This window comes from Allochromatium warmingii, from assembly GCF_900107145.1.
Classification (GTDB): domain Bacteria; phylum Pseudomonadota; class Gammaproteobacteria; order Chromatiales; family Chromatiaceae; genus Thermochromatium; species Thermochromatium warmingii.
On the sequence record NZ_FNOW01000017.1, the window covers coordinates 1 to 26,990 of the forward strand.

Sequence of the window (26,990 nt, forward strand, 5' to 3'; positions counted from 1 at the left end):
TAACGCCACGGACAACCTGTTTTGTTTAAATAAAAGATAGCATTCAAGATTTCGCGTAGATCACTTGATCTTGGGCGGCCTGTTGTATAAGGCTCAAGTTCTTCGAAGATTTTTTCAACAATCTCCCATTCTTCATCGGAGATATCGCTTGGATATTTTGGCGAAGAGTTTTTTTCTGAAGTCATATTCACGATATGAGTGATTTTAATTAACTCGCAAAATTTGCCATATTCTCGAAAAAATCTACTTCAAAATCAATAGTTTAGTTTTTAGACAGCCTCTTAGCTGCAAGCAATTTTGTTGCGTCTCGAAATTGCGAGTCTGAAAATGCTTTTAATGTAATCATGCGGTTGAATCTGCTTTCTTGATGGCTTCTCCAATTACTTTTGCTAAAACTGGCGGAACTGCATTTCCAATCTGAAAAACACGTTGCATACGAGTGCCATGTAAATACCACCATCGCGGAAATGTTTGAAGTTTAAGCAATTCTTCATCTGAAAGATACTGATGCTCAACAAATACTGGCGGAGTATCTCCTTGCCTTCGACCAAGAGTATGCCACTGTTGCCTAAAAATTTGCTCTTTTGGAACGCCATGAGGTGCAAAAGCCAGTTTTGCACCTTGATGCGCTCCAATAGTTGGAGAGGGGCGATCTAGTGACCAAGTAACAGGTTCATCATGTGGCCTGACAACATTTTTTACCCAAAGAACTGCGGTATCATGATTATAATTTTTGTAGTGCCAATGACCCTGCGACCAAAGCACTTCGCGCATTGTTCGCCAAGGTGGAAGGAATTTTTCAATAAAAAAATCTTGTTGGACAGCGTGAGTATTTTCGTTTAGGCTTTGATGTGTTGGTTGTGGCCATTCAAAATTTTTACCATCACGACTCCCTACAATAAAAAGCCTTTCTCTAATTTGAGGCGCTCCAAAGTCTGCTGCATTTAAAGTACGAGCAAAACACATATATCCAACTTTTTTAAACTCACTTTCGATAATTTTAAGAGAACCTCCTGATTCGTTTATTACCTCTAAGTGAGTATTTTTGTTGCCGCATTTAGAACATGGAAAGCTTCGAAAATTTTCGCAATCCCAATTTTGTCTCAATCGAAAATCAGCAATAGCTTTAGTGTTGCAATTTTTACAAATTGAGTAAACTACATCTGTTTTAGTAAATTCTAATCCTTTTACATTTTCAAAAATAAACCAGCGTGGCTTTAAATCTCGAACAATACGAACAAACTCATAAAAAAGGTCACCGTTTTTTGAGCAATCGAAAGTTTTCCGCTTCCCTGCTTTACTAAAAGGCTGGCAGGGGGGGCCACCAGCAATCACAAATATTTCCTCATTTTTGGCGGCTTTTTTAAATACGTCACTTGAAATACTTCGAATATCGCCTTCAAGTATTTTTGCTTCTTGCAAACAAGGAATACGATTGTCTTGCAATCGGCTAAAAAACATTTTGAGTTCCGTTTGGTTTAATTGCATAAAACATCGTTGTTTAGACGCATCTTCTATAAATTTCTCAAGTCCTTTGCCGCTTAAACTGCTTAGTAATTGATTTTTTCGTAGTGTTTCACAAGCTTCTGGCGCTAACTCATTTGCGACAAGCGTTTTAAATCCAGCAAATTCAAGTCCCAAATCAAGACCGCCTGCACCAGCAAAAAGTGATATTAAATTAAGACGCATCTAAGGTTTCTTATTAAGTAAGATATGGTGTGAAATTAGCTATGCAGATTAAATTATGTGCCACATACAAAACTGATATTCAATAATCAATCCAATCAACACACCTTTCATTCCAACGAAATCCGCAACGCCGCTGCCAGCGGCGCTAAAATAGTAGGGTATGCACCGCATACCCCACACTCTAAACAACCCTCAACTCACCGCCATCAGCTCCCCCTGCTTCGCATATTCCATGCGAATTGCCTCCATCGCTTGATCGACCTCCAGCCGGAACGCCTGCACTTGCTCTAACTGCTCGCTGGAATACATCGACTTGATGCGCCGCATCTTCGCCAACAAGGGCAATCGCTGTAATTCAGTCACCGGCACCCCTAATTTAATCAACGCTTCACCGCGTTTATAAATCGTAATTGCCAAATCGAGCAGCGCATATTGCTTCGCTGGCGAACAGAAGGTATCAATCTCATCAAGCGCACTTTGCTGCAACACGCCTTCTTTAATTAACGACGCCCCTTCTAATTCCCAACGCTGTGCATCAGATAAGGCTTCCGGCCCGACCAGATTGACAATCCGCGACAATTCTGCATCCCGCGCTAATAATGCTAATGCCGCGCCGCGCCGCTTTTCCCAATCGGGATCAATCTCACTATGCCACCATTCCGCCGCCGTCTGCACATGACTGGAAAAACTTGTTACCCAATCAATCGACGGATAATGCCGCGCATCGGCTAATTCTTTCGACAACGCCCAAAAGGTTTCAATAATATCTTTGGTGTGACTGGTCACCGGCTCCGAGAAATCACCACCCGGCGGCGAGACCGCACCAATTAACGTCACCGAACCCGACCCCGCGCCAAAGGTTTCCACCCGTCCGGCTCGCTCATACACCGCTGCCAAGCGCGAGGCCAAATAGGCCGGATAGCCTTCCTCGACCGGCATCTGACCCAAGCGCCCCGACACCTCGCGCAACGCCTCAGCCCAACGACTGGTCGAATCAGCCAACATCACCACGTCATAGCCCATATCGCGGTAATACTCGGCCATCGTCATCCCGACATAGACCGACGCCTCACGCGCCACCACCGGCATATTCGACGTATTGGCGACGAGCAGCGTGCGCTCCATCAGCTTGCGCCCCGAGTACGGATCGTCGAGTTCGGGGAAGGTCTCCAACACATCGACCAGCTCATTGCCGCGTTCACCGCAGCCGACATAAATCACGATGTCAGCATTCGACCAGCGTGCAATCTGTTGTTGTACCACAGTTTTTCCGGCACCAAAGGGGCCAGGTACCGCGCCTTTACCGCCCTTAATTTGCGGAAAAAAGGTATCGATTACCCGCTGTCCGGTAATCAATGGGGACACACCATCATCGCGCTTGAGATACGGGCGCGGCTTGCGCACCGGCCAGCGTTGATAGAGACTGAGCCGATGACTCACGCCCTTTTGATCGCGCACCCGCGCAATGGTCGATTCGATGTCGTACTCACCAGCGGGCGCGATTTCTTCCAGCTCACCGCTGATGCCCGGCGGCACCAGAATCCGATGCTCAATCGTCAGCGTTTCTTGCACGCGCCCGAGCACCACCCCTGGGCCAACGGTCGCGCCCGGCTCCAGTTCTTGATTTGGCACGAACGCCCACAACTTTGTACGATCCAGCGCCGGTATGGTCAGGCCGCGCCGGATGTAATCGCCGGATTCCAGCGCAATTTTTAACAGCGGCCGCTGCACGCCATCAAAAATTCCACCCATCAGCCCCGGCCCTAACTCGACTGACAGCGGCCAGCCTAAGCCGACCACAGGTTCGCCGGGTCGCACCCCATCGGTCGATTCATAGGTTTGCACCACCGCCCGTTGACCGTTGAGCGAGATAATCTCGCCATACAGCCCGAGTTCGCCGATCTTGACCTGCTCGCCACTGCGTGCCCCGGGCAGTTCGATGGTAACAATGGGGCCATTGATGTCGCGGATAACGCCGAGTTTGTTCGTGTCGCTCATAGTTCTGTTCAGCCGCTAAAAGGAGTGCTGGCATCGAGGCCGTTGGGCAGCAAGCGTTCCAGAATCGTCTGCTGGATACGCGCCCGTAGCCGCTGCAAACGGCCCTCGAAGGTTTGATCGACGCGGATGCGGCCATCGGCGCTGGTCACCAACACCCCGCCGAGGGTGTCAATGGCGTCGGGGGCCGGCGCTAAGGTCGCCTCGGTATCCGCTGGCAATGCCGCGACGACGGCATCCCAGTTCATAAACAAGCGCCGTTGGTCATGGGCATTGGCGGCAATGCAAATCTCGCTGCTTTCCATCGCGGTCGCCGCCTCGACAATTAACGCCTGTAACCAAGCGTCATAGACCTCTTGATCGGCCATAAAGCGTTCCATGCGCTCAGTCAGCCGCCGCTCGACATCGAGCACCAGATTCCAGCGCAGGCGGTCGAGATGCGTCTGCATCTTCAGCTCAGTGGATTGCACGCGCTGCCGAAATGCCCGCTCGCCTAAGGCTTTGGCGCTGGCCTCTTCACGGGTTTCGCGCAACCGCAGGCGCTCGGCGGACTCGCGCAACAGGCTGTCACGACTGCGTGCCGCCCGTTCGCGGTATTCACTCGCCAGCCGCTCGGCCCGCGCCAGAATGGCGCGTTCCAGTTCGTCTACTTGATTCAGATTCACGGCCGTTCCCCGGACTCATTCGGATCGAAGTGTGGCAGTCCCGAACAGCGCGGCCAGCCGTTCGGCAACATCGCTGGACAGGGCTGTCGGGCCTTGCAGGCTGGGCACGGCCATCACCAAGATGCGCCCGCCCTCACGCCGCACCCGCTTGAGCTGCGGGATGTCTTCGCGCATCAATGCCTCATCAACCAGCACGAACGCCTTGTCATGGGTGTGCTGGAGCTGACGCAAAATCTGCTCGACCTGCGCGGGGCTGGGGTTGGGATGTGCCTCAAAACCGATCAACCGAAAGCCGTCGGCGAGATTTTCCTCGCCGAGAAACAGCAATCGGGTCGGCTGGCCCGGTTCGCTTGGAGTGTCCATGCTGGGCGCACTCAGCCGAGGCGATTGAGCAGCAAAATACTCATCACCAGACCGTAGATGGCGATACCTTCAGCCAAGCCGAGGAAGATCAGCGTCCGGCCCAGAGCCTCAGGACGTTCCATGACCGCTGCGAGCGAAGCCGCCCCAATCGGGCCGACCGCAATCCCGGCACCGATAGTCGAGAGGCCAGTCGGGATGCCGACGCCCAAAATCGCCAAGCCCATGCCGGTGGTCATCTCAACAGCGGCGTCGGTCATGGGTTGCGCCATAACATCGGAGACGCCCAAAAACAGCAGCGCACATTGCGCCGCGACAAAGACGAGCAACTGGGTTCCGAGTGCTGGCCGGTGCCAGGGGCGCACCCGTGTAGCCAGTGCCGGGCGGATTTCTAATAACAGACCGGTGACGATCAGGCCGAAAATGGCGACGGACATGAGTGCAACAAGCCAATACATGCAATGCTCCTTGAGTTGAGCGAGTGGAAGGGATCAAACAGCGGGCGTGCGGGATTGTCAGGTGCAGCAATCAAGCCGAAGGCGGGCGCGGTTGGCGCAACCGCAGCGGCACGAAGCGATGGCCGGTACCAGAAAAATAGCGCGAAAATCCTTCGTAATATTGCAACCGCATCACTTGGATCATCACGATGCCGCCTTCCAGCACCAGAATGAAGATATTGCCTAAAACAATGGTCACGGCATGTCCAAAGACGCCCATCATATCGGCCAGCGTGAACACGGCGAGCGCCAGCGCGACATGATTGAGACTGAAGGCAGCGACACGCAAAAACGACAGGGTGTTAGAGAGATAGACAATCACGGTGTCGAGCGTCTCAATCACCACGACTAAGGCTTTTTCGCCGGTCGGCGCATGGAGGTGCTGCCACTGAAACGCCGCCAGCGCCAGCAGCGAACCGCTGGCCACAAGCGCCGGCAGCGTGCCAAAACCCTGACCGCTGGCCAATCCATAACCGCCCCAAAGAAAAGCGAGATAAAACAGCAAGTTGATGACGCCGTGACGTTCGAGCAGAGCGCCCGTCCAATCGCCGTTGACAAGGCGGTTATAGATGCCGAGCAGACAGGCGACGATGATAAACACCACGCCCCACACCAGCGCCACTTCGAGCATCAGGATCGGATCATGCAGCGGCGACATCCAGACTGCGTGCAAAATCTCTTCATAGCCGAACAGACTGCCGAACAGCACGCCAAATGCCATCGACGACAGACCGGCAAAAATGCCAAAGCGATAAAAAGTCGGGATTTTATGCCGCGCCAGCCACGCCGCCACCGCAATCACTGCGCCATGTCCAACATCGCCGAACATGCTGCCGAACATCAGCAAAAAGGTCACGGCAAACAACGGCGTCGGGTCGATCTCGCCATAAGCCGGAATGCCGTATTGATTGACCAGCAGTGCGAAGGGTTGCAGCCAGCGATGGCGCACGCTCAGCGTCGGCACCAGATGCCGTTCATCGGGACGCGGATCGCGCACCGCGAGATCAAACGGCAGATCGAGCAGGGTGCTCAGGCGCTGTTCCAGATCGGGCAGGGCGCGGGTCGGCACCCAGCCGCTCAGATAGGCGATGCGTCCAGCACTGCGCAGCGACGGATCGAGCGTCACCAGCGGTTCGGCCAGAATCAGCGTTTTCCGTGCCGCCAGCAGTTGCTCATGCAGGGTTGCGCCCCATGCGGCCAGCGCCTGCTGTTTTGCTGCCCGCTGCTCGGCAATCTCACGATGGCGAGCGGCCAGTTCGCGCCTTAGCACGTCGGGTTCGCGGTCGAGTTCCGGCGGGATGGTCAGCGGCTGAAAACCAGCGGCATTGAGCACGGCGGCAATCGGCGAGGTGGCATCGTCATCGGTCGGCCCGACGAGCACGACATGCGCGGTATCACCGCGATACAGATACACATGCAGCAGATGCTGCGCTAACGCAGCGGCATCTTCGAGCTGGCGCAGATTCTCACGCGGCACCACGCCGACATGAAACGCCAAAAAGCGTGTGCGTCCGGCCAAGCGCCCGAGGTCGATATTGAGTTCGGCGAAATTATCGAGCAAGACTTCATGCTCGCTGGCCAGTCGCTCGGCTTCGTCGAGCGCATAAAACGCTTCTTCATACGCCGACGCCTGCTCCCAGATCTGCCCGAGCCAGGTATTGAGCGTATTGAGTTCGTCGAATTCAACCGCCCGCAGCACATCCAGCGGCGGCGTTTCGGCCAGCGGGATCAGATTAGCGATCTTATTGAGCCGCGCTTGCGCCTGATTGAACACATCCCGATACGCATGGGCTGGTGTGCCCGGCAGTCCGTCGTGCTCAGGGGCGCGGGTGTCGGGATGAAAACTCTCGGTTTCAGCCAGCGCCAGCGAAGCCAGCGGTAGGCTTTCGGTCAGCACCAGCAGTCGGATATGTTTAATCGCAGTTGAGCTGAACATTGCGCACGCGCTCCTTGAAGCCAAATCACGCCCAAATGATGCAAAAAAATCAGGCGGCGCGACGTTCGAGGGGCGCGGCCTGTGGTTCGACCAATTCCAGCGCCTGTTCGATCAGGGTATCCGAACAGTTCAGCAACCGCCCTTGCGCAATCGCAAACAGCACAAACAAATTCGATTCGCGCAGCATCAGATAGGCCAGCGCCCGCGCAATAGCTGATTGGCTCTGATGCAGCACCCAGCGCCGTTCTTCGAGCGTGTAGGTCGCTAACCGTTGCTGGGTTTCGGCTAAAGACGTGCAGCCCTGCACCGCCGTCGCCAGCGGCGCCGGCAGTGCGGCCAGCACCTGTTCTAAGCTGTCGAGATTGACCAATTCCAGCAGCCGTTCGCGACCCAGATAACGCGGCGAGGGGACGAGACGATAATAGGTTTCCGACGGCGAGAGGCGGTACGAAAACCGATACCGCACCAGCCACAGCAGCGCCACGCAGTCGAGTTCGCTGCCGATTAAGCGGCGCAGAGCGTCCTGATGATGGGTGTCGAGTCCCATGATGCGGCGCTGAATCTCGGCGTAATAGCGTTGGTCGATAGCCGCTTCGATTAAAAACGGCTCACGGTGCTGTTCGTAGACTTCGCGGGCTTGACGGGCGATGACGTGATAGGGGCCGCTTTCGAGCTGGCGCAACAGCTCCGGCACGTTTTCAGCACGGGGCAGTTCTTCCGGCAAGCGCAAGGCTTCCGGTAGCTCGAACAGATGCGCGTGTAATTCCTGCGGATCGAGCGCGTAAAGCTTGCCGCGAATCAGTGTTTTGAGATTGGAGAGGGCAAACTTGCGTGCCCAAGCGCGGACGAGATCGCGGTGCATCGGGATCATGGGCCGCGCCAGCAGACTCATTTCATTGAGCAAGGTCTGAAGCAAGGCTTGCTCCAGCACGCGCCGCCGCACCGTGACGCGGCTGGCATCATCGAGCAGTGCCTCCATGCCGAGGCGTTCGGCCAGCGCCGCCAGTGGCAGCCGTGCCAGCGCGGTAATCGTTTCGGGTGACATGAGCTGCAATGACAGCAACGTCACCCGCGTGTTGAGATAGGCTTGATCGGAACCGCTCATACAACAGGCCTCGCCAGTCGCTTGTCCCTAAAAGAGTATGACCCGTCGCGGTCGCTTAGCGTCCGAGTTCGATCAGCAACTGAAACGCGGCTTCGAGCGCCTCGTCTTCGCGCTGCTCGGCCTGATCGCGCAGTTGCACATGCCGTTCATCATAGCGGCGGCGCAACTCCGCGATGGTCTGCTCGGCGCGTTCTTCGGCTTTGGCGATGAAGGTGCGATGTAGGTCAGGGATGCGGGCGGTAAACCGCTCGTTTGCGGCTTTGGCTTCGGTCATCGCCTGCTGAATGAGGCTATCGCGCTCGGTTTCGGCCTGTTGAGCCAAGTGTTCGGCGCGCATTTCGGCATCGAGCAAGCGTTTGAGTGTGTCGTCCATCGCTGTTACCTGAGGGATAGTGCGCATCGGCCAATGGGGACAAGCTTAACTCCTTTCCGGCGTTGGCGGCTAGGGGGGGCGTGGCTGTGATCGCTGGAAGCTGGCGGCTGATAGCTGACCGCTAGAGGCTAAAAGCCCCCAACGAGTATGCTATAAAACTGCCACCTCAGACCGCTGCCGGCGCACGCTCCGCCACCCTACTGATCCATCCTTAACAGGCGATTGAACACAGAAGCATGAGCACACTTTTAGACCTGTTGCGCGGCTCGAGCGCACTCTATGGCGGCAATGCGGCCTTTATCGAGGATTTGTACGAACGCTATTTGCTCGATCCAGACAGCATTGATCCGGCCTGGCGGGTGCGCTTTGATCAGTGGCGGCAGCGGGTCACGCCCGGCACGCGAACGGTGGAAACTCCGCACACGCCAATCCGTGAGCGATTTCGCCAGCTTGCCGAGACGACCCCCACCCAAGCGGCCCGTTCGACGCCACGCTGTTTAGATCCGGTCGCGGCTGAAAAACAGGCCGCTGTGCTCAGTTTGATTAACGCCTATCGCTATCGCGGTCATCAGATCGCCGACATCGATCCGATCCGCCTGCGCGAGGTGCCGCATGTGGCGGATCTGGATTTAGCCTATCACCACCTGCTGCCCGCCGATCTCGATCAGGTGTTTCATACTGGCTCACTTTATGCGCCGGATCGTCTCACCTTGCGCGAAATTCTCGACATTGTGCAGGAGACTTACGGCGGCACGGTCGGCTCGGAATACATGCACATCACCAGCACCCAGGAAAAACGCTGGATTCAAAAACGCTTAGAAGGCTATCGCGCCCGCCCCGAGTTAGACAGCGAAGGCCGACGCTGGCTGTTGACGCTGCTGACGGCCGCCGAGGGTTTAGAAAAATATCTGCATCAACGCTATGTCGGACAAAAACGCTTTTCGCTCGAAGGTGGCGAGGCGCTGATTCCGCTGCTCGATGAACTGGTACAACGCGCCGGACGCCGAGGGATGCAAGAAATCGTCATCGGTATGGCGCATCGTGGGCGGCTCAATGTGCTCACCAATATTTTCGGCAAGCCACCAGCCGATATTTTTGACGAGTTCGAGGGGCGGGTGCAGCTCGATTGGCGGCAGATGGTCGGCGATGTGAAATATCACATGGGTTTTGCTACTGATGTCGCCACGCCGGGCGGGATTGTGCATCTGGTGCTGGGCTTTAATCCGTCGCATCTGGAGATCATCAATCCAGTGGTCGAGGGATCAGTCCGGGCGCGGCAGCGGCGACGCGGCGACCGCAGCGGCGATCAAGTTTTACCGGTGCTGATTCACGGTGATGCCGCCTTTGCTGGTCAGGGCGTGGTGATGGAAACGCTGCAACTGTCGCAAACGCGCAGTTATGGCACCGGCGGTACCGTGCATATCGTCATCAACAATCAGATCGGCTTTACCACCAGTCATCCGCTCGATGCGCGTTCGACGCCTTATTGCACGGATGTCGCCAAGATGGTGCAAGCGCCAGTGTTTCACGTCAACGGCGATGACCCGGAAGCGGTGATCTTCGTCACGCGGCTGGCGCTCGATTTTCGCAATCAGTTTCATAAAGATGTCATCATCGACTTGATGTGTTATCGGCGACTCGGCCATAACGAAGCCGATGAACCGGCAGTAACGCAGCCGCTGATGTATCAAAAAATCCGCGAGCACCCGACACCGCGCGCGATCTATGCCGAACGGCTGTTGATGCACGGGCTGATTACACCGGAAGATGAACAGGCGCTCATCACCGCCTACCGTCAGGCGCTGGAACAGGGCGTGGTGATCGCCCGTGCGGTGCTCTGTGGACTGGATACCAGTCGGCGCGTCGATTGGCGTTTTTGTCGCGGGCAAAGCTGGGATCAAGATATTGACACCGGCGTGCCGCTGGACACGTTGCGCACGCTCAGTACCGCGCTGCTGCGGCTGCCCGAAGGCTTTGTGCTGCATCCGCGTGTCGAAAAAGTCTGGGAAGAGCGGCAGAAAATGGCGCAGGGTGAACAGTTGCTCAACTGGGGCTATGCCGAAAATCTCGCCTACGCCACGCTGCTTGCCGAGGGGATTCCGGTGCGGCTGTCGGGGCAGGATGTCGGACGCGGCACCTTTGTCCATCGTCATGCCAAGCTCTACGATCAAGTCACAGGCGCGGCCTATACACCGCTGCAACATCTCAGCGAGCAGCAGGGCGCATTTATTGCGATTGATTCGATCCTGTCGGAAGAAGCGGTGTTGGGCTATGAATACGGCTTTGCCACTGCCGAACCGCACGCGCTGACGCTCTGGGAAGCGCAATTCGGCGATTTTGCCAACGGCGCTCAGGTCGTCATCGACCAGTTTATTAGCTCGGCGGGCACCAAATGGGGACTGCATTGCGGGCTGGTGATGCTGCTGCCGCATGGCTTGGAAGGTCAGGGCGCGGAGCATTCCTCGGCGCGGCTGGAGCGATTTTTACAGCTCTGCGCTGGGCATAATATGCAGGTCTGTGTCCCGACAACACCGGCACAACTGTTCCATCTATTGCGCCGGCAGATGGTGCGCCCGTATCGTACCCCGTTGATCGTGATGACGCCCAAAAGTCTGCTCCGGCATCGGCTGGCAGTCTCGGCGCTCGATGAGCTGACGCAGGGACAGTATCAAGTCATCATCCCCGAAAGTGACCCCATTGATCCGGCAGAAGTTGAGCGCGTGGTCTTGTGTAGTGGCAAGGTCTATTACGATCTGCTTGAAGCCCGCCGCGCCCGCGGACGCAATCAGGTCGCGTTATTGCGCATCGAGCAACTCTATCCCTTCCCAAAAGCGGCGTTTGTCCAGGCACTCGAACCCTATGCCCATGTCGAGGAGATTGTCTGGTGTCAGGAAGAGCCGCAAAATCAAGGCGCGTGGGATCAAATCAAGCATCGCCTTCAGCGCCTGCTGCCAGCCGGTAAACGCGCTTATTATGTTGGACGTCCGGCCTCCGCCGCGCCTGCTGTTGGTCATCGCGCCGCCCATGTCGAGCAGCATGAACGGCTCATCGAAGCGGCCCTCGGCGGCGCACCTAACTCGAACCCGAACCTTAGGATTCCGTCGCCATGAGTCTCGAAGTGCGCGTCCCTACGTTACCCGAATCGGTCGCCGATGCCCGTGTGCTGACTTGGAGCAAGCAGCCGGGTGAGGCGGTGCAAGCGGGTGAAAATTTGGTTGAATTGGAAACGGATAAAGTCGTGCTTGAAGTGCCTGCGCCGGATGGCGGCGTGTTGATGGAGATTCTCGCCGCTGAGGGTGAGTTAGTGCAGACGGATGATCTGCTGGCGCTGCTGGGATCTGGAACGCAGCATCCGGCTCCGAGTCCGGCTGCGGCGGAGCAGCCGACCTTGCATCCGAGTCCAGTGCTGAATCCGAACCCGAATCCAGCGCCAGCCGCGCCGACCTCAGCTCCCGCGCCAGCGCCCACCGCTCGCCCAGCACCGCATGTCACCCCATCGGCACGGCAGTTGGTCAATGAACTCGGCTTAGAACCCAGTGACATCCCCAGCCGCGATGGGCGGATTCAGAAAGCTGATGTGTTGGCCTATCTCGACACCCGCGAGCAGCAGGCACCGGAACGGCATCCCGATTTAGCGCGATCCCGATCAGCCAGCACAGCGGCGACGGCTCCGGTATTCACCAGCACCAGCAATACAGGTGACAGCGAGCGCCCACAACAGCGCGTACCGATGACGCGCCTCCGCGCCCGCATCGCCGAACGACTGGTGCAGGCGCAACAGAACGCGGCGCTATTGACGACCTTTAATGAAGTTAATCTCAGCGCCATCAACACGCTGCGAGCACGACATAAAGATCGCTTTGAGCAGCGTCATGGCGTGCGGCTGGGGCTGATGGGGTTATTTGTCAAAGCGGCGGTCGAGGCATTGCAACGCTTTCCGGTGCTCAATGCCTCGATTGATGGCGAGGATATTCTCTATCACGGCTATTACGACATCGGCATCGCGGTTAGCTCGCCGCGTGGTCTGGTGGTGCCGATTCTGCGCAATGCCGATCAACTCAGTCTGGCTGAGATTGAGCAGGGAATTGCCACCTTTGCTCAAAAAGCGCAAGACGGTTCGCTCAGTTATGACGAATTGAGCGGCGGTACCTTTTCGATTACCAACGGCGGCGTATTCGGTTCGCTGCTCTCGACGCCGATTTTGAATCCACCGCAGAGCGCCATTCTCGGTCTGCATAAAATCCAAGAACGCCCGATTGTCGAGAATGGGCAAATCGTCATCGCGCCGATGATGTATTTGGCGCTCACCTACGATCATCGTTTAATTGATGGCCGCGATGCGGTGCAATGCCTCGTAACCATTAAAGATGTGCTGGAAGATCCAGCGCGGTTGCTATTGCGTGTTTAATTCACGGTCGCGCTCGCGTTCTCGTGCCCGCGCCGACTGGCCGACCCGCTTAGGTCGGCTGATGCTGCTCGGCGGCTGGATCAGCGGTTTGGCGCTGCTGGTGTTTGGGTTTCAGTATTGGCTTGATGGCCAGCACAATCCCAATGCGCAGCCGCTCACCAGCCGCGAAGCTGACGGCACAGTTGCGGTCGTGTTGTACCGCAATCGCGCTGGGCATTATGTCGCCAGCGGCACCATCAATGGCATGCCAGTGCGATTTTTGGTCGATACCGGCGCGACTGATGTGGCGCTGTCGTTAAAACTCGCGCAACAGTTGAATGTCCGGCTCGGCCCCGAAGGCAGCAGCCGCACCGCCAACGGCATCACGCGCACCTGGCCGACGCGCTTGGCGCGGGTGGAACTCGGCGGATTGGTGGCGCATAACGTGCGGGCGAGTGTGCTGCCGAATATGCCCGATGAGGACGAGGTATTGCTCGGAATGAGCTTTTTGAAACCGCTGGAATTGATACAACGCGGCGATACGTTGACATTGCGGGGCTTTTTGCGATGAACCTGAAGCGATCGTGGCAATCTTGGCGTTTGGCGCGGGCACTGCTTATCGTGTTGATGGGACTAGGCATCGTGTTTGCGCTGAGCCAAAGCGGACGGCGCGGCAATCCCAATCCGCGTCCGGTGGCGTATTTGGGTCAAGATGGCGTGCCGGAAGTGGTGCTCAAACAGAATCAGCTCGATCAATATGTTGTTACTGGGCGGATCAATGGGCAACGCATCGAATTGTTAGTCGATACCGGCGCGGCGGATGTGGCGCTGCCCTATGGGGTGGCGCAGCAACTGGGATTAAAACTCTATCCCGGCGCGGTGAGCAAAACCGGCAATGGCAATGTGCGCAGTTGGACAGCTTGGCTAGAGAGCGTTGATGTTGGCGGCTTGGTCGCGCATCAGGTCAAGGCAACCGTGTTGCCGAATATGGCCGGCGAGCAAGCCTTACTCGGCATGTCCTATCTCAAGCATATAGACGTGTGGTTCGCGGCGGGGCAGATGCGGTTGCGGCCGGTGAATTACGCTGTCTCCGAATAGCAACACGGCGCATCCGTTTTGTTTACAGCAAACCTTGACAGGTACCGCCCTTGCAGCGGATCAACGAACTGTCACTGCCCTGACACGGAACCTTGTACACCTCACCATCCTTGCGTGATTCGATCAACTGCGCACCGCTGCTCCCGACTTTGCAGCCGCGTTGACGGGCGTACTGCTCGGCTTTCGCTGACCACTGCGCTTTAGGGGCCGCTGGCTTCGCGACTGCAGGTTTCGGCGGCACGGCGGCTGCGGTTTGAGCTGGAGTTGCCGGTTTTGCGGGCGTGGCGGGCTTCGCCGGTGGCGCAGCTTTAGCCGCAACCACTGGTTTAGCCGCAGGCGTCGCCGCTTTGGTCGGCGCAGCGGGCTTGGCCAGTGGCGCTGGCTTGGCAGCGGGTGCAACGGGCACGGGGGCAGCGACCTTCAGCGGCGCAGCGGGCGGTTTAGGCGGCGCTGCAACAGGTACTGGAGCCGAGGTAGGTGCTGGTGGTGTCGGAGCGACTACAACCGGCGGTGCAGGCGGTGGAGATTGCACAGCAGCGGCCGCCGCTAACGGCAATTCCCAAGCACTCTTCCAACCTTCCGGTGGCGGCGCAGCACGCGCAAGGCGCTCGCGATCTCGCATCCAGCGTTCGCGCAGTGAATGGAGCGATTGCGTCAACGGCTCGCGGAATTGCTCAGTGTAATCAATGCGATCGGCCGCAGCGCCTTGCTGACTAGCCGTCACCACTTCGGCCAGCGTCGCCACTTCGACCCCACCGCCGACATCTTTTAATAACGTCGTAACCTCCAGCATCGCGCCGGAAGCGGCGGTTAAATTCGGCGCAGCGAGCGCGAGCACCGAGGCTTCCGCTGGTCGCCCGACGACCAATCGATCTGGCGTCGAGTCGGCATAACGGATCATCCAGCCACGACTTCGCGCCGCGCCCATCGCCAACGATTTGACCTCAGCGAGGGTTGCGCCGGATAGCACTAAACGTGGCAGATTGCTGGTGTCAATCGGCGGCGCATTGGCTGATGCGGCTTGATCGGCCGTCAGAGTGGGATTGCTCGCGCAAGCCGAAAGCAACAGGGGCACGATTGCTAGGCAGCAGACAAGAGCCTTCGAGCGCGGATTCACGGCGAACCTCACGGATCCTCGGCCAGGATTGGCCTGGATGGTAAAAAAGATTGGAATAAGTCGAGAAGCGACTGAGATAGGTGTCGCCGAGGTGATGGCGAACTAAACGCGAAATTATAGACTGACTTGTGGGTGTGCGCCAAGATACAGCGGCCAGCTTTCAGCCGCCAGCGATCAGCACGCCGCTCAGGTCGCGGGCGGCGCACCACCATGCAGCCGTTTATATGCCAAGCGCGTCGGGGCTTGGGTGATGATGTCGGGGATGCGCGGCAGTCCAACACTGGCATCAACGCCGCCGAGCTTAACGGCTTCTTTGGGCATTCCATAGACGATACAGGTTTGCTCATCTTGGGCAATCGTCAACGCGCCAGTTTGGTGCATTTCTAGCAATCCGCGTGCGCCGTCATCGCCCATGCCGGTCATAATAATACCGACGGCATTTGGCCCGGCGGCTTGCGCGGTGGAGCGAAACAGTACATCGACTGAAGGACGATGCCGACTGACCAGTGGCCCGCTTTTGACCTCAACGCGATATTGCGCCCCACTGCGCCGCAGTAGTAGATGATCGGTACCTGGGGCGATCAGCGCCAGCCCAGGAATCACGCGGTCGCCGTTGCGGGCTTCGCGCACTTCGATCTGACAGAGCTGATTGAGACGCCCAGCAAAGGCTGCCGTAAATGCGCCGGGCATGTGCTGCACAATCACCATCCCCGGCGCAGTGCGCGGCAGGCGGGTGAGCACATATTCGAGCGCCTGGGTGCCGCCGGTCGAGGTGCCAATCGCTACCACGCGATCCGTCGTTTCAGCGATCAACGTAGACGGGCGCTCACTGAGCACCGCATCAGCAGGGAGTTTTTGCGTTGGGGTCATCACCGACGCTTTCGCCCGCGAGTTGGCACTGACACGTTCCATCCGCGCATGACTGGCGGCTTTGATCGCATCGCCGAGCAGCGTTTTGGATTCTTCCAAAAACTGCCGTAGCCCGAGCTTCGGTTTGGCGATGATGTCTACCGCTCCGGCACTCATCGCCTGCATGGTGATATCTGCGCCTTTTTCGGTCAGCGTCGAGCAGATAATCACCGGCGTTGGGCGCTCGGCCATCAGTTGCCGCAGAAAGGTCAAGCCGTCCATGCGCGGCATCTCGATGTCGAGCACGATGACATCCGGCCACTGTTTTTCTATGAGCTTACGGGCAAACAGTGGGTCACGCGCCGCGCCCATGATTTCAATGCCAGCGATTCCGGCGAGTTGTTCGGTCAGCACCTGACGGACGACGGCTGAGTCGTCTACGATCAATACTTTGACGGTCATAGTTGAGAGCTACCAGCTATCAGCTTCCAGCCACCAGCTATTCCAATACTTCATCTGAACCCAACTAGCTGGCGGCTGGAAGCTGAAAGCTGGAGGCTGATAGCTGACCACTCATTCAAAAAAATCCGGCGGTGTGCCGCGTTGTTTGGCATCGATAGCGCGGCGTAGATAACGTTGCTCATCGCCAAGCACGCGCTCGACGCCGGTGCGTGGAATCCGGCGCAGAAACACCGAATAGTCGCCGCCGTAAAAATGAATCTGCCGTCCGTGTAGGCCGCCGAGGTCTTGCGCCACCAGCGGAATGCCGTCGCGTCCGAGAAATTGCCGCACAAACAGCACATTGGATGCGCCGATATTGAACGCATCATCACGGACATCATCAGCAGTGCGCAGGACATTTGCGCCGCCGAAGGCTTTGGCGCGTAATTGCTCGCGCCGCGCACCGCGTTTGAGCAGATCGTTGACAAGCAGTTCCATCGCCCAGACGCCATAGCGCCCAGCATCTGTAGCCAGCACTGGATCGCGGCTGGCCGGATTACGCATCGGCAACAAAAAGTGATTCATGCCCATCAAGCGCGCGACCGGATCATAGAGACAGACTGCGACACAGGAACCGAGCAGCGTCGTTAAGACCAGCGGCTCATTAGTTACAACGTGTTCGCCTGGGCGCACCAGATGACGTTTAATCCCTTTGGCTGAAGCCAGCGCCGCACTCATGGCGCACCGCGTTCGGTTGTCGGGCGCTGAAAGATCGACGGGCGGATCATCGCCAGCGGTGCGCTCAAGCCGTGTAGTGATTCGACATGACTGATAAACAGCAGTCCACCTGGGCGCAGTGCCGCGCACAGGCGGTCGATGACACGCTGTTTGGTCGGTAAATCAAAATAAATCAATACGTTACGCAGAAAAATAATCTCAAATTGCTCCCCGTCGCGGCGGGGTTGCAGCAAATTATGCGGCTCCAGCTTCACCCGCGCTTTGAGCTTCGGATCAATCAGCAGATTACCGCTCTGGGCGCGTACGCCCTTGAGACAGTACCGCTCCAGCCAAGCTCGCGGCAGATGGCGGGCGCGTTCGAGCGGATAGATACCCAGGCGTGCTTGCGCCAGCACGCGCTGACTAATATCGGTGCCGAGAAGCTGCCACTCGCCGGTTGTACCCAGCGCATCGGCCAGCACCATCGCCAGCGTGTATACCTCTTCGCCGCTCGAACAGGCGGCGCTCCACAGATGCAACGTCCGTCCGCGATAGCTCGGCAGCACCTGTTCGCGCAGATAGTCAAAATGCGCCGGTTCCCGATAAAAATAGGTTTCGTTGGTCGTCAGCAGATCAATCAACTGCTGGCGTTCTTGATCCTGGCCAGGATCAAAGACGCGATCTAAATAGGCATCAAAGCTGTGTAACCCCAGATGATGCAGCCGCCGTTGCAGACGGGCGCTGACCATCTGGCGTTTATGTGGGGCCAGATTGATACCGGCCCGCTCGTGGATGAACTGGCGAAAGCGTTCAAACTCACTATCCTTCAACGGTACGACATCTGGGATTGACAACAGGTCGTGCGCAGCGTCACGACTCCCCATCCACGCCTCCAGACGCGCTGTCCTGACTAATGCGGCGCAGTGCAGCCAGTTCTTGCAATGACAAGACGTGATCGACGCTCAAAATAATCACGAACACATCGTCCACGCGGCCCATTGCTTCAATAAAATCGGTGCGGATTTCTGAGCCAAATTCCGGCGGCGGTTTAATATCGTCGCGGGCAATTTCGAGAATATTTTTCACCTCATCGACCAACATGCCGAGCACATGCGCCTCGTCGCCGACCCGCACTTCGACTAACACAATACAACTGCGTTTGGTCAGCACAATCGGCCCGCGCCCCAGTCGCGCCCCCAGATCAATCACCGGCACCACGCTGCCGCGTAGATTGATGACGCCGCGAATATAATCGGGCGTCATCGGCACGCGGGTGACACTCGGAGTTTCGATGATCTCTTTAACCGCGTCGATGGACATGGCTAGGCGCTCATCCGACACGGCAAAGGTCAGATATTGCGTGACCTCATCATTGGCCTCGCTGTGTGTTGCCGCGCTTGCGCGGTTGCTTAAAACCAACTCGCCCATGCCGCCCTCCGGTTAAAACCGCTCAAAATCCTTGTGATCGAAGTCGTCGAGATCAACCGTGCCCGCATCGTCATCATGGACGCGGCTCACCGCCGGTGCCAGAGTGCGGGCGCGGCTCTTATTCTTGGCGCGGGCGCTGCCTCCACCGGTGCGGAAGAACGACATGGTTTCCTGCAACTGGCTGGCCTGACCGCTCAACTCTTCAGCAGTCGCGGCCAGCTCTTCGGACGATGAGGCATTCTGCTGCGTGGCCTTGTCTAGCTGGCTCATCGCCTCATTGATCTGGCTGATACCGGCGGCTTGTTCGCCAGACGCGGCGGTGATTTCTTCGACTAAATCCGCCGTTTTGACGATATTGGGCACCATCTGCTCTAACAGCTTGCCGGCTTCCTCAGCAATCGCCACGCTGCTATTCGCCAAGCGGTTGATTTCTTGCGCGGTCACGCCGCTGTTCTCAGCGAGCTTGCGCACTTCTGCCGCAACTACGGTAAAGCCCTTGCCATGCTCACCGGCCCGCGCCGCTTCAATCGCCGCGTTGAGCGCCAACAGATTGGTTTTATAGGCGATGTCCTCGATCAAACCGATCTTGCTGGCGATCTCTTTCATCGCCGCGACCGTGCGGGCGACCGCTTCGCCACCGCGCCGCGCCTCTTCCGCCGAACTCTTAGCGATGCCGTTAGTCACCCGCGCATTTTCGGTATTTTGCTGCACCGAAGCATTCAACTGCTCGATGCTGGCGGTGGTTTCCTCGACGCTCGCCGCCTGTTCGGTCGCGCCCTGACTGAGCGCCTGCGCGGTGGAGCTGACCTCGCTCGATGCTGACGACAGATTATCCGCCCCGACCCGCACTTCGCCGACAATTTGGCGCAGGCGCTCGACCATGCCATACATATCTTTATAAACGCCGCGCAAATTAGTTTGGTCAAAATCCATCGCTAAATTACCGGCAGCGACCTGTTTGGTAACATCCGCAATCACGCCTGGGTCTTTGCCTAATTGCGCCATCACGCCGCGAATAATCAGCCAAGCGATTCCAACGCCAAACAGCAGCGCCAATAACGATAACACCGAAATGATGAAGATGCCGCGATCATTAGCACGTTGGACTTGCGGCCCAATCGTATCTTGTTCACCTTTATAGGCCAGTTTAATTGCGTCAATATCAGCCGCAAATTGCGGCCCAAGTACATTTAAAGTTTTTTCAATCAATTGATTACGTTCTTCAATCAACTGAACAGTCCGATCAAATGCCGTTTTATATTCGGCTTTCAGCCGCATTACTTCAGCAAGTAGCGCACGGCGCTGCGGATCTTGCAAACCAGCATCCATATCTACCATTTGCGCATCTAATTCCGTCCATTCACGATTCACGCGATCTGAGTCGGCCTGCGCATTATCACCGACAAAGCGCCGCACATAAAGACGCGCTAATAATAAACTACGTAACCCGCGTGCTGCTTTTAGTACTGCTGCTGTATCGCCAGCTTGATTGGCGCTTTCAAGAATTTGCGTCAAGCGCTGCTCAATCGCTGGGCCATTGACCGCGAGAATTTCCGCATCCAGTCGATCACTAGCTGTAGTGAGACTAACAACCTGCGCAAAGGTCTTACCATAGGTTTGAATATGATTCGTAGACGCATCAATTTTAGCTTTGCGCTCTGGATCGCGGACAATTCCTTGTAATTCCTTTAGAATATTTTCAGTTGTTGCTAAATATTGCTCAAACTGCTGCACATCCTCCTCAGCATGGGTCTTGATGTAATCCTTCACTTCCATCCGTCCCATTAGCATCGCCGCCTGCATTTCGCCCATCCGATTGGCACGAATCGCTTTTTCGCGGTACGAAGCAAAACCGGTTGAAGCGCCCTCAATGGTGAAATAAGACAGCACACCAACGATCACTAATAACAGTAAAATCGTGGCAAAACCCAAAATGAGCTTTTTGGCCATCGTCATAGTGCGAAACATGCAGGCATCTCCTACAAAAACCTGTCAATCAGTATTGATTTAAGGCGCGGTAAATTCCAATATGCGTTTAGGCGCTGGCTAACCGTTTACCACTACCTGACCGCTGTCCTTCGGCAATTGCAGCTAATTCAGCAACATCGAGAATTAACGCAATATCACCTGTGCCGAGAATGGTCGCGCCGGCCACGCCGCGCAACCGCTCAAACACCTTGCCGAGTGGCTTAATCACGGTTTGTAATTCACCGAGCAAGGTATCAACCACCAGCCCCATTTTATGATGACCAAAGCGCACCACCACTAAACTTTCACGATGTCCAGTGCGATGCGCGGGATCAGCATTTTCAAACAATTCAGTGAGCCGAATAAAGGGTAAGACCTCATTGCGCAAATTGATGTAATGCTCGCTATGACGTTTGACCCCACTGGCCGCGCCCATTTCAACGCATTCGGCCACCTGCGCTAACGGAATCACATATTGATCCGGCCCTGCGCCAACCAGAAAACCGTCGATAATTGCTAAGGTCAGCGGCAGCACAATGGTCACCTGCGTGCCTTCACCAAGACGGCTATCCAGTTCAACCGTGCCGCGTAGCGCCTCAATATTACGCCGCACCACATCCATACCCACGCCGCGCCCAGATAAATTCGTCGCTTGCTCTTTGGTCGAAAGTCCCGGAGCAAAAATCAAGCGCAAGGTTTCCTCATGCGTGAGCACCTCATCTGGTTTGATTAAGCCGACACTTTCGGCTTTAGCGCGAATCCGTGCGGTATCTAATCCGGCCCCATCATCGGCAATTTCCACCACAATATGCCCCGAATCGTGATAGGCATTGATGCGCACCGTGCCCTGTGCGGGTTTGCCGTGTGCGAGGCGGATTTCAGGCGTTTCGATGCCATGATCTATGGCATTGCGAATTAAATGCGTCAACGGGTCGATCATTTTCTCGACCACCGTTTTATCTAATTCGGTTTCGCCGCCAGTAACACTTAAATCGATTTCTTTGCCCAGTTCGTGACTGACATCGCGCACCACGCGCTTAAAACGTGACAGGGATTCACCGATTTGCACCATGCGTAATTGTAGGGCGTTATCGCGGATTTCTGAGACGAGATAATCGACACCATCGACTACCTCATTCATATCTTCAATGCCCGCCCGCTTGACTAAGACGCGAATGGCGGCACTGCTGGTGACTAATTCCCCAATCAGGTCGATTAAATGCCCGAGCCGTTGTGCATCGACGCGAATAAAATGCGCCTCTTCTTGACGGCGGGCGCGGGCGGCATCTTGCGTGCGTACCGCTTGTTCGACGACCGCCGGTTTAATCGAACCCTGTTCGACCAGAATTTCACCGACACGCCGTTTCCGCGCTTCGGGCGTCTCGCCCGCGCCTTCGCTCGACTGGGTTTGCAATGCCCGTTCGAGTTCACCGGCCGTCAGCGCCCCGATGCGCAACAGCAAATCCCCAATCCAGCCGACCTGATCGTCGGGGACGGCCGCGAGCAGTTCTAAATATTTCGATTGCGCCGTATCCGGTTCGAGGATGCGCAATTCGCAATCTTGATCGGCAAATTCGAACACGCCCGCGAGCGTCGGTTTATCGACCTCACCGCGAAAGCCGATGCCGAATTGCAGATAACAGCTTTCGGCGTCAAAGGTTTCGATGCGCAGTGCTTCGGGATCAAGTTGTACCGCGACATGCACCAGCTCGCCGAGTGATCCCAAATAGCGCAGAAATGACAGCGGATCGATGCCATCGCGGAAGCTGTCGCGCTTGAACTTGAGCGTCAACATCCAGAGATCGCTGGCTACCGGCAGATTGCGCATCTCGCGGGTCGGCGTGGCGGTCGGCGCTGGTGCTGCCACCGCGCCCGCCGGAGCTAACCGCGCTAACAGCACCGCGCCAGCCTGCGCTAATTCGGGATCAAGTGGTGCATCTGGTGTATCCGCTGCAACAATGGCATCAACCAGTTGCGCACTGTGATCGCGGCAGGCAAAGAGCGTCTCGATCAACGGGCGCGTCAAAGGCACCTGACCACTGCGCACCTGATCCATCAGCGTTTCAACGGTATGCGTAAACTCAACGATGGCGTCATAGCCGAACACACCACCGGTACCCTTAATCGTGTGCATCGCCCGAAACACAGCATTCAGCGACTCGGCATCGGTCGGGTCATCTTCCAGCGCCAAGAGTGCATCTTCCATCGATTGCAGCAGCTCGGCGACCTCAGCTAAAAACGCCTGACGCGCACTATCGAGACTCATGACGTGGTGCCTCCGCTCGGCGACGCCGTGAGCGCCAATCGCTCGTTCAACTGCAACAGATTGAGCACCTCAGCCACTGCTGTACTGTGCGCCACTACGCGCAGTGGCTGCCCGCGTGCCTGCGCCGTGTCACACAACCACAGCAACACCTGCAAGCCGGCCCCATCGAGTTCGGTGACTTCTGATAGATCGAGCGCCCGAATCGGTTGCTCGGCGAGTTGCGCCCGCAGTTGGGCAAGCGTCTCGCCAACGGTATAAATGGTCAGCTCACCGGTGAGCATTAGCCGTTCGGGATCGCTGGCCGTAGCGCGGGATGTGTTCATGGCAGAATCAGCTTTGACACCGCATCTAACAGCATCGGCGGCTGAAATGGCTTGACCAGCCACGCCTTTGCGCCGGCGGCGCGGGCGGCTTCTTTTTTCTCGGGTTGACTCTCAGTAGTCAGCATCAAAATCGGCGTGAACTTGTAGTTAGGGAGCTTTTTGACCTCACTGACCAGCGTGATGCCGTCCATATTCGGCATATTCACATCGCTGACAATCAGATGAATCTTGGTGCCGTTCAGCTTTGCCAGCGCGTCACAGCCATCGCAGGCTTCGAGCACCTCATAGCCCGCGCCCTTGAGCGCGATCCCTACCACACTGCGAAAGGAGGCCGAATCATCGACCACCAGAATCGTCTTCGCCATGCCGGACTCCGTTTCAGAAGAATGTCAATTCCGAGGCCGCTGTCAGCGGCGCGTGAGGCGGCGGGTTGGTGCTCGCCGTGCCATGATGCAGATCGCGCTCCTCGATGGTGCTATAGGATTGGAGCATCTGCGCTAACAGACTGTCGATCTCCAGAATATCACGCGCTTGTTGCGCCGGATCGTGTTGGGCGGTGGCGGTGAGTCGCGTGCTGAGACTATCGAGACCGTCGCAGACATGCTCCAAAATCTGACTGGTGCGATCCTGAAATTGCAGATCGACCATCGAGGCGGCGATGCGGGTGCGAATATGCTCACTCAGCGCCCGTAAACTCTGCGCATCCTCATTGAGCGCCTCGGTCGTTTGGCGCAGTCGATTCATCACCGTTTCGACTTTTTGTTCTGACTCACGCACCAGCGTATCGGCGCTGCGCATTGAGGATTTGACCAGCGTTTGCGTCTCGCCGAGTGAACGCGCCAATTCTTCGACCTTGGCGCTAATGCGTGCGCCGGTATCGGCGGACGATCCGGCCAGCTTGCGCACCTCATCGGCGACCACCGCAAACCCGCGTCCTTGCTCCCCGGCGCGGGCCGCTTCAATCGCGGCATTGAGTGCCAGTAAATTGATTTGTTCGGCCACTGAACGCACATCCTGTGCCATTTGGCGCATCTGCTCACCAAATCCCGCCAAGCGGTCAACCTGATCGGTCATTGCCGAATCGCGGCGCAAAATCACCTCAAAATCAGCGATCACCTCGGTTAAGGCACTCTGACTGTGCGCGAATTGCTCGAATAAATTATGCGTGTCGCCGTGTTCATCTGAACCGCTGGTTTGCATCACGCGCTCTAAATCCGCGACCAATTCACCAAAAGTGAAGGTCAGATGGGTAATGCTTTCTTCGGTAAGTTGGCGCGAGTGCTGGATGTGGCGCACGAAGATCGGAAACAGCTCAATCGCCAGCCGCTCGAATGCCTGTTCAAGCGTGGCGCGGTGCTGGCGCTGCTGATCGAATTGGGATTGAATCTGCGCACAGGCGTGTGCGATGTGGGTGGCGTGTCTCCGCGACTGCATGACCGCCACACTCACCGCGAGTGCGAAGACCAGCGCGGCGAGGAGCCAGCCGAGGAGCGAGGCGCTGCTCGTCCACAGCAGCGCGGCGCTGGCCACCCCGCCCACTGCGATGACCGGCCAAGATTCTCGCCACCCACGGGTCGCGGACGGTATGGGCTGATGTGACACGCGCACTGCTCCTTCAAGCCAACGACTCGGCCGGGGTGGCCGGTCATCGTATTACAACGTCGTTGGCACGGATGCTAAGGCATTTTGCCGCTCATTGCACAGTGCGCTCGCTCAAGGTTGCATCCGAGGGCGCGGCGGGCGGTTCGGCGAACTTCAACAGCCGCTCAAGCTGATCCTGATAGCGCGTCTGTTGTTCGGCATCGGCGCTCAAGAAGCGGCTATCTTGCTCAACCAAGCCGCGCAACAGATCGCTGACTAGCTTGAACGGTTCGTTGAGGAATTGGAGCGCCTCCGGTTCCAGATTTTCACGCAGTTCGCGCCCCAGATGGCCGAGACGCTGCCCAGCGTGCTGGACGGCTTCCGGTTGCTCTAACCGCTGGGTGCTGGCATACCGCTGCACGGCGCTTGTCTGTTCGGTATGGCTCATCGACAGCCGCATTGACGCTAATTGCGTATTATCGAAACGTAAATCAGCGGTGCGCTCAAATGCCTGCTGGACATCACCGCTATAAAACTCTGTGGCAACTTGGCTGACATCCTGCACTAAATTTTGAATAGCGGTGAGTTCTTCTTCGCTTAAATCACCATGCACGCGGAATTGATAGCCAGTTTGTTCGGCTTGACTGACATCCAGTATCATCGCCGCACTTCCTTCACCATCCGTGATTGCCGCAAATTGACTCTCGGCAGCGAATTGCCGACTAAATTCAATTTGCACCGTATCTCCGTCGCGTGTCCGAAGCTGCAAGCTAAAATCTTGCGCTTCGCTATACCGTGACGCTTGCGCGAAACTCGTCGTCGCGCTGGCGGTTTGTAGCGGTGCGGCTTCCGTTAGCTTCAAGGCCGGTGACAGCTTGGCGAGCTGCTCAAATGTCAGTTTTTCGGTGGCGTCCACCTGTTCGGCGACCGCGCCATTGAGCACCTGAAGATGTGCCAGCAGCTCTTTGGCTTCCTTAAACCCCTGCTCCGCACCGCGCATGGCGCTGGCGTGCATGGATTGCAATTCCTCATCGGTGGCCCCGCGCTGCCGCGCACTGTCTAAGCCCAAACCGACAAAGGTGGCGATGCGCTCGGCGACCTTCTCCGGCGTGTATTCAGCCGGATCGAGTCGTTTCAGCCCAGCGGCATCCATGCCCGGCAGCTCGCGGGCGATAGCATTGAGCGCCTTGTCCTGCAAGCGCGAGAGTGCGCTCGCTGGTTCACGGACATCGGATTCAGCGGCGGGCGTACTGAGTTGGCGAGCGGAAGTGAGGGTCTGACGAGTGGCGAGATGCAGGGAGTGCAGTTGAACGGTCATCGGCGCGTCTCCGGCGGGCGGTGGACATACCAATTATAACGGCCAACGCGGGTTCAGCTTGAATGCTGGGCGGCGAGATTAGCCAGCCGCGCATAGCTGGCGCTGTCGAGTTCTTCGGCACGGCATTTGGGATCAATATTCGCTGCTTCGAATAATTCGGGACTAATTAAACTAGATAAGCTATTGCGCAGGGTTTTACGCCGCTGACCGAATGCAGCGGCGACAATGCGTTCATGCACATGCGGATCGGTAATTGGATATGGCAGCGGTCGCAATGGACGCAAACGCAAAAATGCTGAATCCACTTTTGGCGCGGGTTTAAATGCTCCAGGGCCGATGTGAAATAAGCAGGTCGCGGCGCAGCGGCTTTGAATCATCACCGACAAGCGACCATAGGTTTTATCGCCCGGCTCGGCAACAATACGATCCACAACTTCTTTTTGCAGCATCACATGCAGATCGCGGACTACATCAAGCTGATTGAGAAAATGAAAGAGTAGCGGCGTTGAAATATTATAGGGCAAATTACCGACCAGCCGCAAAATTGGGCTGTTGGTTTCTTTATTATCAATTAGGGTGCGCAAATCAACAGCAAGCGCATCAGCATTGTGAATACGCAAGGTACCAACTGTGCTTAGGCGTTGACGCAATGGCTCGATTAAATCGCGGTCGAGTTCAATGACATCGAGTGCTCCAGCACGTTGTAATAATCCGCTGGTGATTGCGCCCTGACCTGGCCCAATTTCGACTAAATAGTCGCCCGGACGAGCGTCAATAGCCGCTTGAATGCGGTCGATGACCAGCGGGTCATGCAGGAAATTCTGGCCGAAACGCTTGCGGGCTTGATGTTGCATGGGGTGTTTGAGGTTCGAGTGTG

General features: G+C 56.8%; 25 protein-coding genes. 4 read left to right on the plus strand and 21 right to left on the minus strand.

Features of this window, described 5'->3' with window-relative positions; all coding sequences use genetic code 11:
* The 9 genes from BLW10_RS06810 to BLW10_RS06850 all read right to left on the minus strand — a co-directional run.
* Positions 1-185: transposase (locus tag BLW10_RS06810; protein ID WP_143116984.1), on the minus strand; the 185-nt coding region annotated here is incomplete at its 3' end.
* A 157-nt stretch (positions 186-342) separates the two neighbouring features.
* Complete coding sequence (locus BLW10_RS06815) at positions 343-1,689, minus strand: DNA cytosine methyltransferase (RefSeq protein WP_091333358.1); 1,347 nt, start codon at positions 1,687-1,689, stop codon at positions 343-345.
* Between the two features lie 192 nt (positions 1,690-1,881).
* Positions 1,882-3,687 (minus strand): V-type ATP synthase subunit A, encoded by a 1,806-nt coding sequence (locus tag BLW10_RS06820; protein ID WP_091333360.1) that lies wholly within the window; start codon positions 3,685-3,687, stop codon positions 1,882-1,884.
* Positions 3,688-3,695: 8 nt separating this feature from the next.
* Positions 3,696-4,343, minus strand: a complete 648-nt coding sequence (locus tag BLW10_RS06825) for a V-type ATP synthase subunit E (RefSeq protein WP_091333424.1) — start codon at positions 4,341-4,343, stop codon at positions 3,696-3,698.
* Positions 4,344-4,364: 21 nt separating this feature from the next.
* A complete protein-coding gene (locus tag BLW10_RS06830; RefSeq protein WP_091333362.1) occupies positions 4,365-4,712 on the minus strand; it encodes a V-type ATP synthase subunit F in 348 nt (115 codons plus the stop codon).
* 11 nt (positions 4,713-4,723) lie between these two features.
* A complete protein-coding gene (locus BLW10_RS06835; protein ID WP_091333365.1) occupies positions 4,724-5,167 on the minus strand; it encodes an ATP synthase subunit C in 444 nt (147 codons plus the stop codon).
* A gap of 70 nt (positions 5,168-5,237) precedes the next feature.
* Positions 5,238-7,142 (minus strand): V-type ATP synthase subunit I, encoded by a 1,905-nt coding sequence (locus BLW10_RS06840; RefSeq protein ID WP_091333366.1) that lies wholly within the window; start codon positions 7,140-7,142, stop codon positions 5,238-5,240.
* A 49-nt stretch (positions 7,143-7,191) separates the two neighbouring features.
* Positions 7,192-8,247, minus strand: a complete 1,056-nt coding sequence (locus tag BLW10_RS06845) for a V0D/AC39 family V-type ATPase subunit (RefSeq protein WP_091333368.1) — start codon at positions 8,245-8,247, stop codon at positions 7,192-7,194.
* Positions 8,248-8,302: 55 nt separating this feature from the next.
* Positions 8,303-8,620, minus strand: coding sequence for an ATPase (locus tag BLW10_RS06850; protein WP_091333369.1), 318 nt, complete (start codon positions 8,618-8,620; stop codon positions 8,303-8,305).
* A gap of 236 nt (positions 8,621-8,856) precedes the next feature.
* On the opposite strand from BLW10_RS06850, the gene BLW10_RS06855 reads away from it, so the two are divergent.
* From BLW10_RS06855 to BLW10_RS06870, 4 genes are all read left to right on the plus strand, one after another.
* Positions 8,857-11,730 (plus strand): 2-oxoglutarate dehydrogenase E1 component, encoded by a 2,874-nt coding sequence (locus BLW10_RS06855; RefSeq protein ID WP_091333371.1) that lies wholly within the window; start codon positions 8,857-8,859, stop codon positions 11,728-11,730.
* Entirely contained in the window at positions 11,727-13,028 is a 1,302-nt protein-coding gene (gene odhB, locus BLW10_RS06860; protein ID WP_091333373.1) for a 2-oxoglutarate dehydrogenase complex dihydrolipoyllysine-residue succinyltransferase, read from the plus strand. The genes BLW10_RS06855 and odhB overlap by 4 nt, the downstream gene beginning before the upstream one ends.
* Before the next feature lie 61 nt (positions 13,029-13,089).
* Positions 13,090-13,578, plus strand: a complete 489-nt coding sequence (locus BLW10_RS06865) for a retropepsin-like aspartic protease family protein (protein ID WP_245709174.1) — start codon at positions 13,090-13,092, stop codon at positions 13,576-13,578.
* Entirely contained in the window at positions 13,575-14,105 is a 531-nt protein-coding gene (locus tag BLW10_RS06870) for a retropepsin-like aspartic protease family protein (RefSeq protein ID WP_091333375.1), read from the plus strand. Before BLW10_RS06865 ends, BLW10_RS06870 begins: the two co-directional genes overlap by 4 nt.
* 22 nt (positions 14,106-14,127) lie before the next feature.
* Here the strand turns inward: BLW10_RS06870 and BLW10_RS06875 are convergent, their stop codons facing one another.
* From BLW10_RS06875 to rsmA, 12 genes are all read right to left on the minus strand, one after another.
* Positions 14,128-15,180 carry a hypothetical protein gene (locus tag BLW10_RS06875; protein WP_091333376.1) on the minus strand — a complete coding sequence of 351 codons (1,053 nt, stop codon included), beginning with the start codon at positions 15,178-15,180 and terminating at the stop codon, positions 14,128-14,130.
* A 228-nt stretch (positions 15,181-15,408) separates the two neighbouring features.
* On the minus strand, positions 15,409-16,533 hold the full coding sequence (locus BLW10_RS06880) for a protein-glutamate methylesterase/protein-glutamine glutaminase (RefSeq protein ID WP_091333377.1): 1,125 nt from the start codon (positions 16,531-16,533) through the stop codon (positions 15,409-15,411).
* A gap of 111 nt (positions 16,534-16,644) precedes the next feature.
* Positions 16,645-17,250: a chemotaxis protein CheD gene (locus BLW10_RS06885; protein WP_091333378.1), complete on the minus strand. Its 606-nt coding sequence runs from the start codon at positions 17,248-17,250 to the stop codon at positions 16,645-16,647.
* Positions 17,247-18,113 carry a CheR family methyltransferase gene (locus tag BLW10_RS06890; protein WP_091333379.1) on the minus strand — a complete coding sequence of 289 codons (867 nt, stop codon included), beginning with the start codon at positions 18,111-18,113 and terminating at the stop codon, positions 17,247-17,249. The genes BLW10_RS06885 and BLW10_RS06890 overlap by 4 nt, the downstream gene beginning before the upstream one ends.
* Entirely contained in the window at positions 18,100-18,657 is a 558-nt protein-coding gene (locus tag BLW10_RS06895) for a chemotaxis protein CheW (RefSeq protein ID WP_091333380.1), read from the minus strand. Before BLW10_RS06895 ends, BLW10_RS06890 begins: the two co-directional genes overlap by 14 nt.
* A 12-nt stretch (positions 18,658-18,669) precedes the next feature.
* The gene (locus BLW10_RS06900; RefSeq protein WP_091333381.1) at positions 18,670-20,625 is read right to left on the minus strand and encodes a methyl-accepting chemotaxis protein; all 1,956 of its coding nucleotides are present in this window, start codon (positions 20,623-20,625) and stop codon (positions 18,670-18,672) included.
* A 67-nt stretch (positions 20,626-20,692) separates the two neighbouring features.
* Positions 20,693-22,891, minus strand: coding sequence for a chemotaxis protein CheA (locus tag BLW10_RS06905; protein WP_091333382.1), 2,199 nt, complete (start codon positions 22,889-22,891; stop codon positions 20,693-20,695).
* On the minus strand, positions 22,888-23,214 hold the full coding sequence (locus BLW10_RS06910) for an STAS domain-containing protein (protein WP_091333383.1): 327 nt from the start codon (positions 23,212-23,214) through the stop codon (positions 22,888-22,890). The genes BLW10_RS06905 and BLW10_RS06910 overlap by 4 nt, the downstream gene beginning before the upstream one ends.
* Positions 23,211-23,579 (minus strand): response regulator, encoded by a 369-nt coding sequence (locus tag BLW10_RS06915; protein WP_091333384.1) that lies wholly within the window; start codon positions 23,577-23,579, stop codon positions 23,211-23,213. The genes BLW10_RS06910 and BLW10_RS06915 overlap by 4 nt, the downstream gene beginning before the upstream one ends.
* Before the next feature lie 13 nt (positions 23,580-23,592).
* On the minus strand, positions 23,593-24,648 hold the full coding sequence (locus BLW10_RS14415; protein WP_143117027.1) for a methyl-accepting chemotaxis protein: 1,056 nt from the start codon (positions 24,646-24,648) through the stop codon (positions 23,593-23,595).
* A gap of 259 nt (positions 24,649-24,907) precedes the next feature.
* Complete coding sequence (locus tag BLW10_RS06925; RefSeq protein WP_091333385.1) at positions 24,908-26,113, minus strand: DUF5610 domain-containing protein; 1,206 nt, start codon at positions 26,111-26,113, stop codon at positions 24,908-24,910.
* Positions 26,114-26,166: 53 nt separating this feature from the next.
* Positions 26,167-26,967, minus strand: a complete 801-nt coding sequence (gene rsmA / locus BLW10_RS06930; RefSeq protein WP_091333386.1) for a 16S rRNA (adenine(1518)-N(6)/adenine(1519)-N(6))-dimethyltransferase RsmA — start codon at positions 26,965-26,967, stop codon at positions 26,167-26,169.
* Between the last annotated feature and the right edge of the window lie 23 nt (positions 26,968-26,990).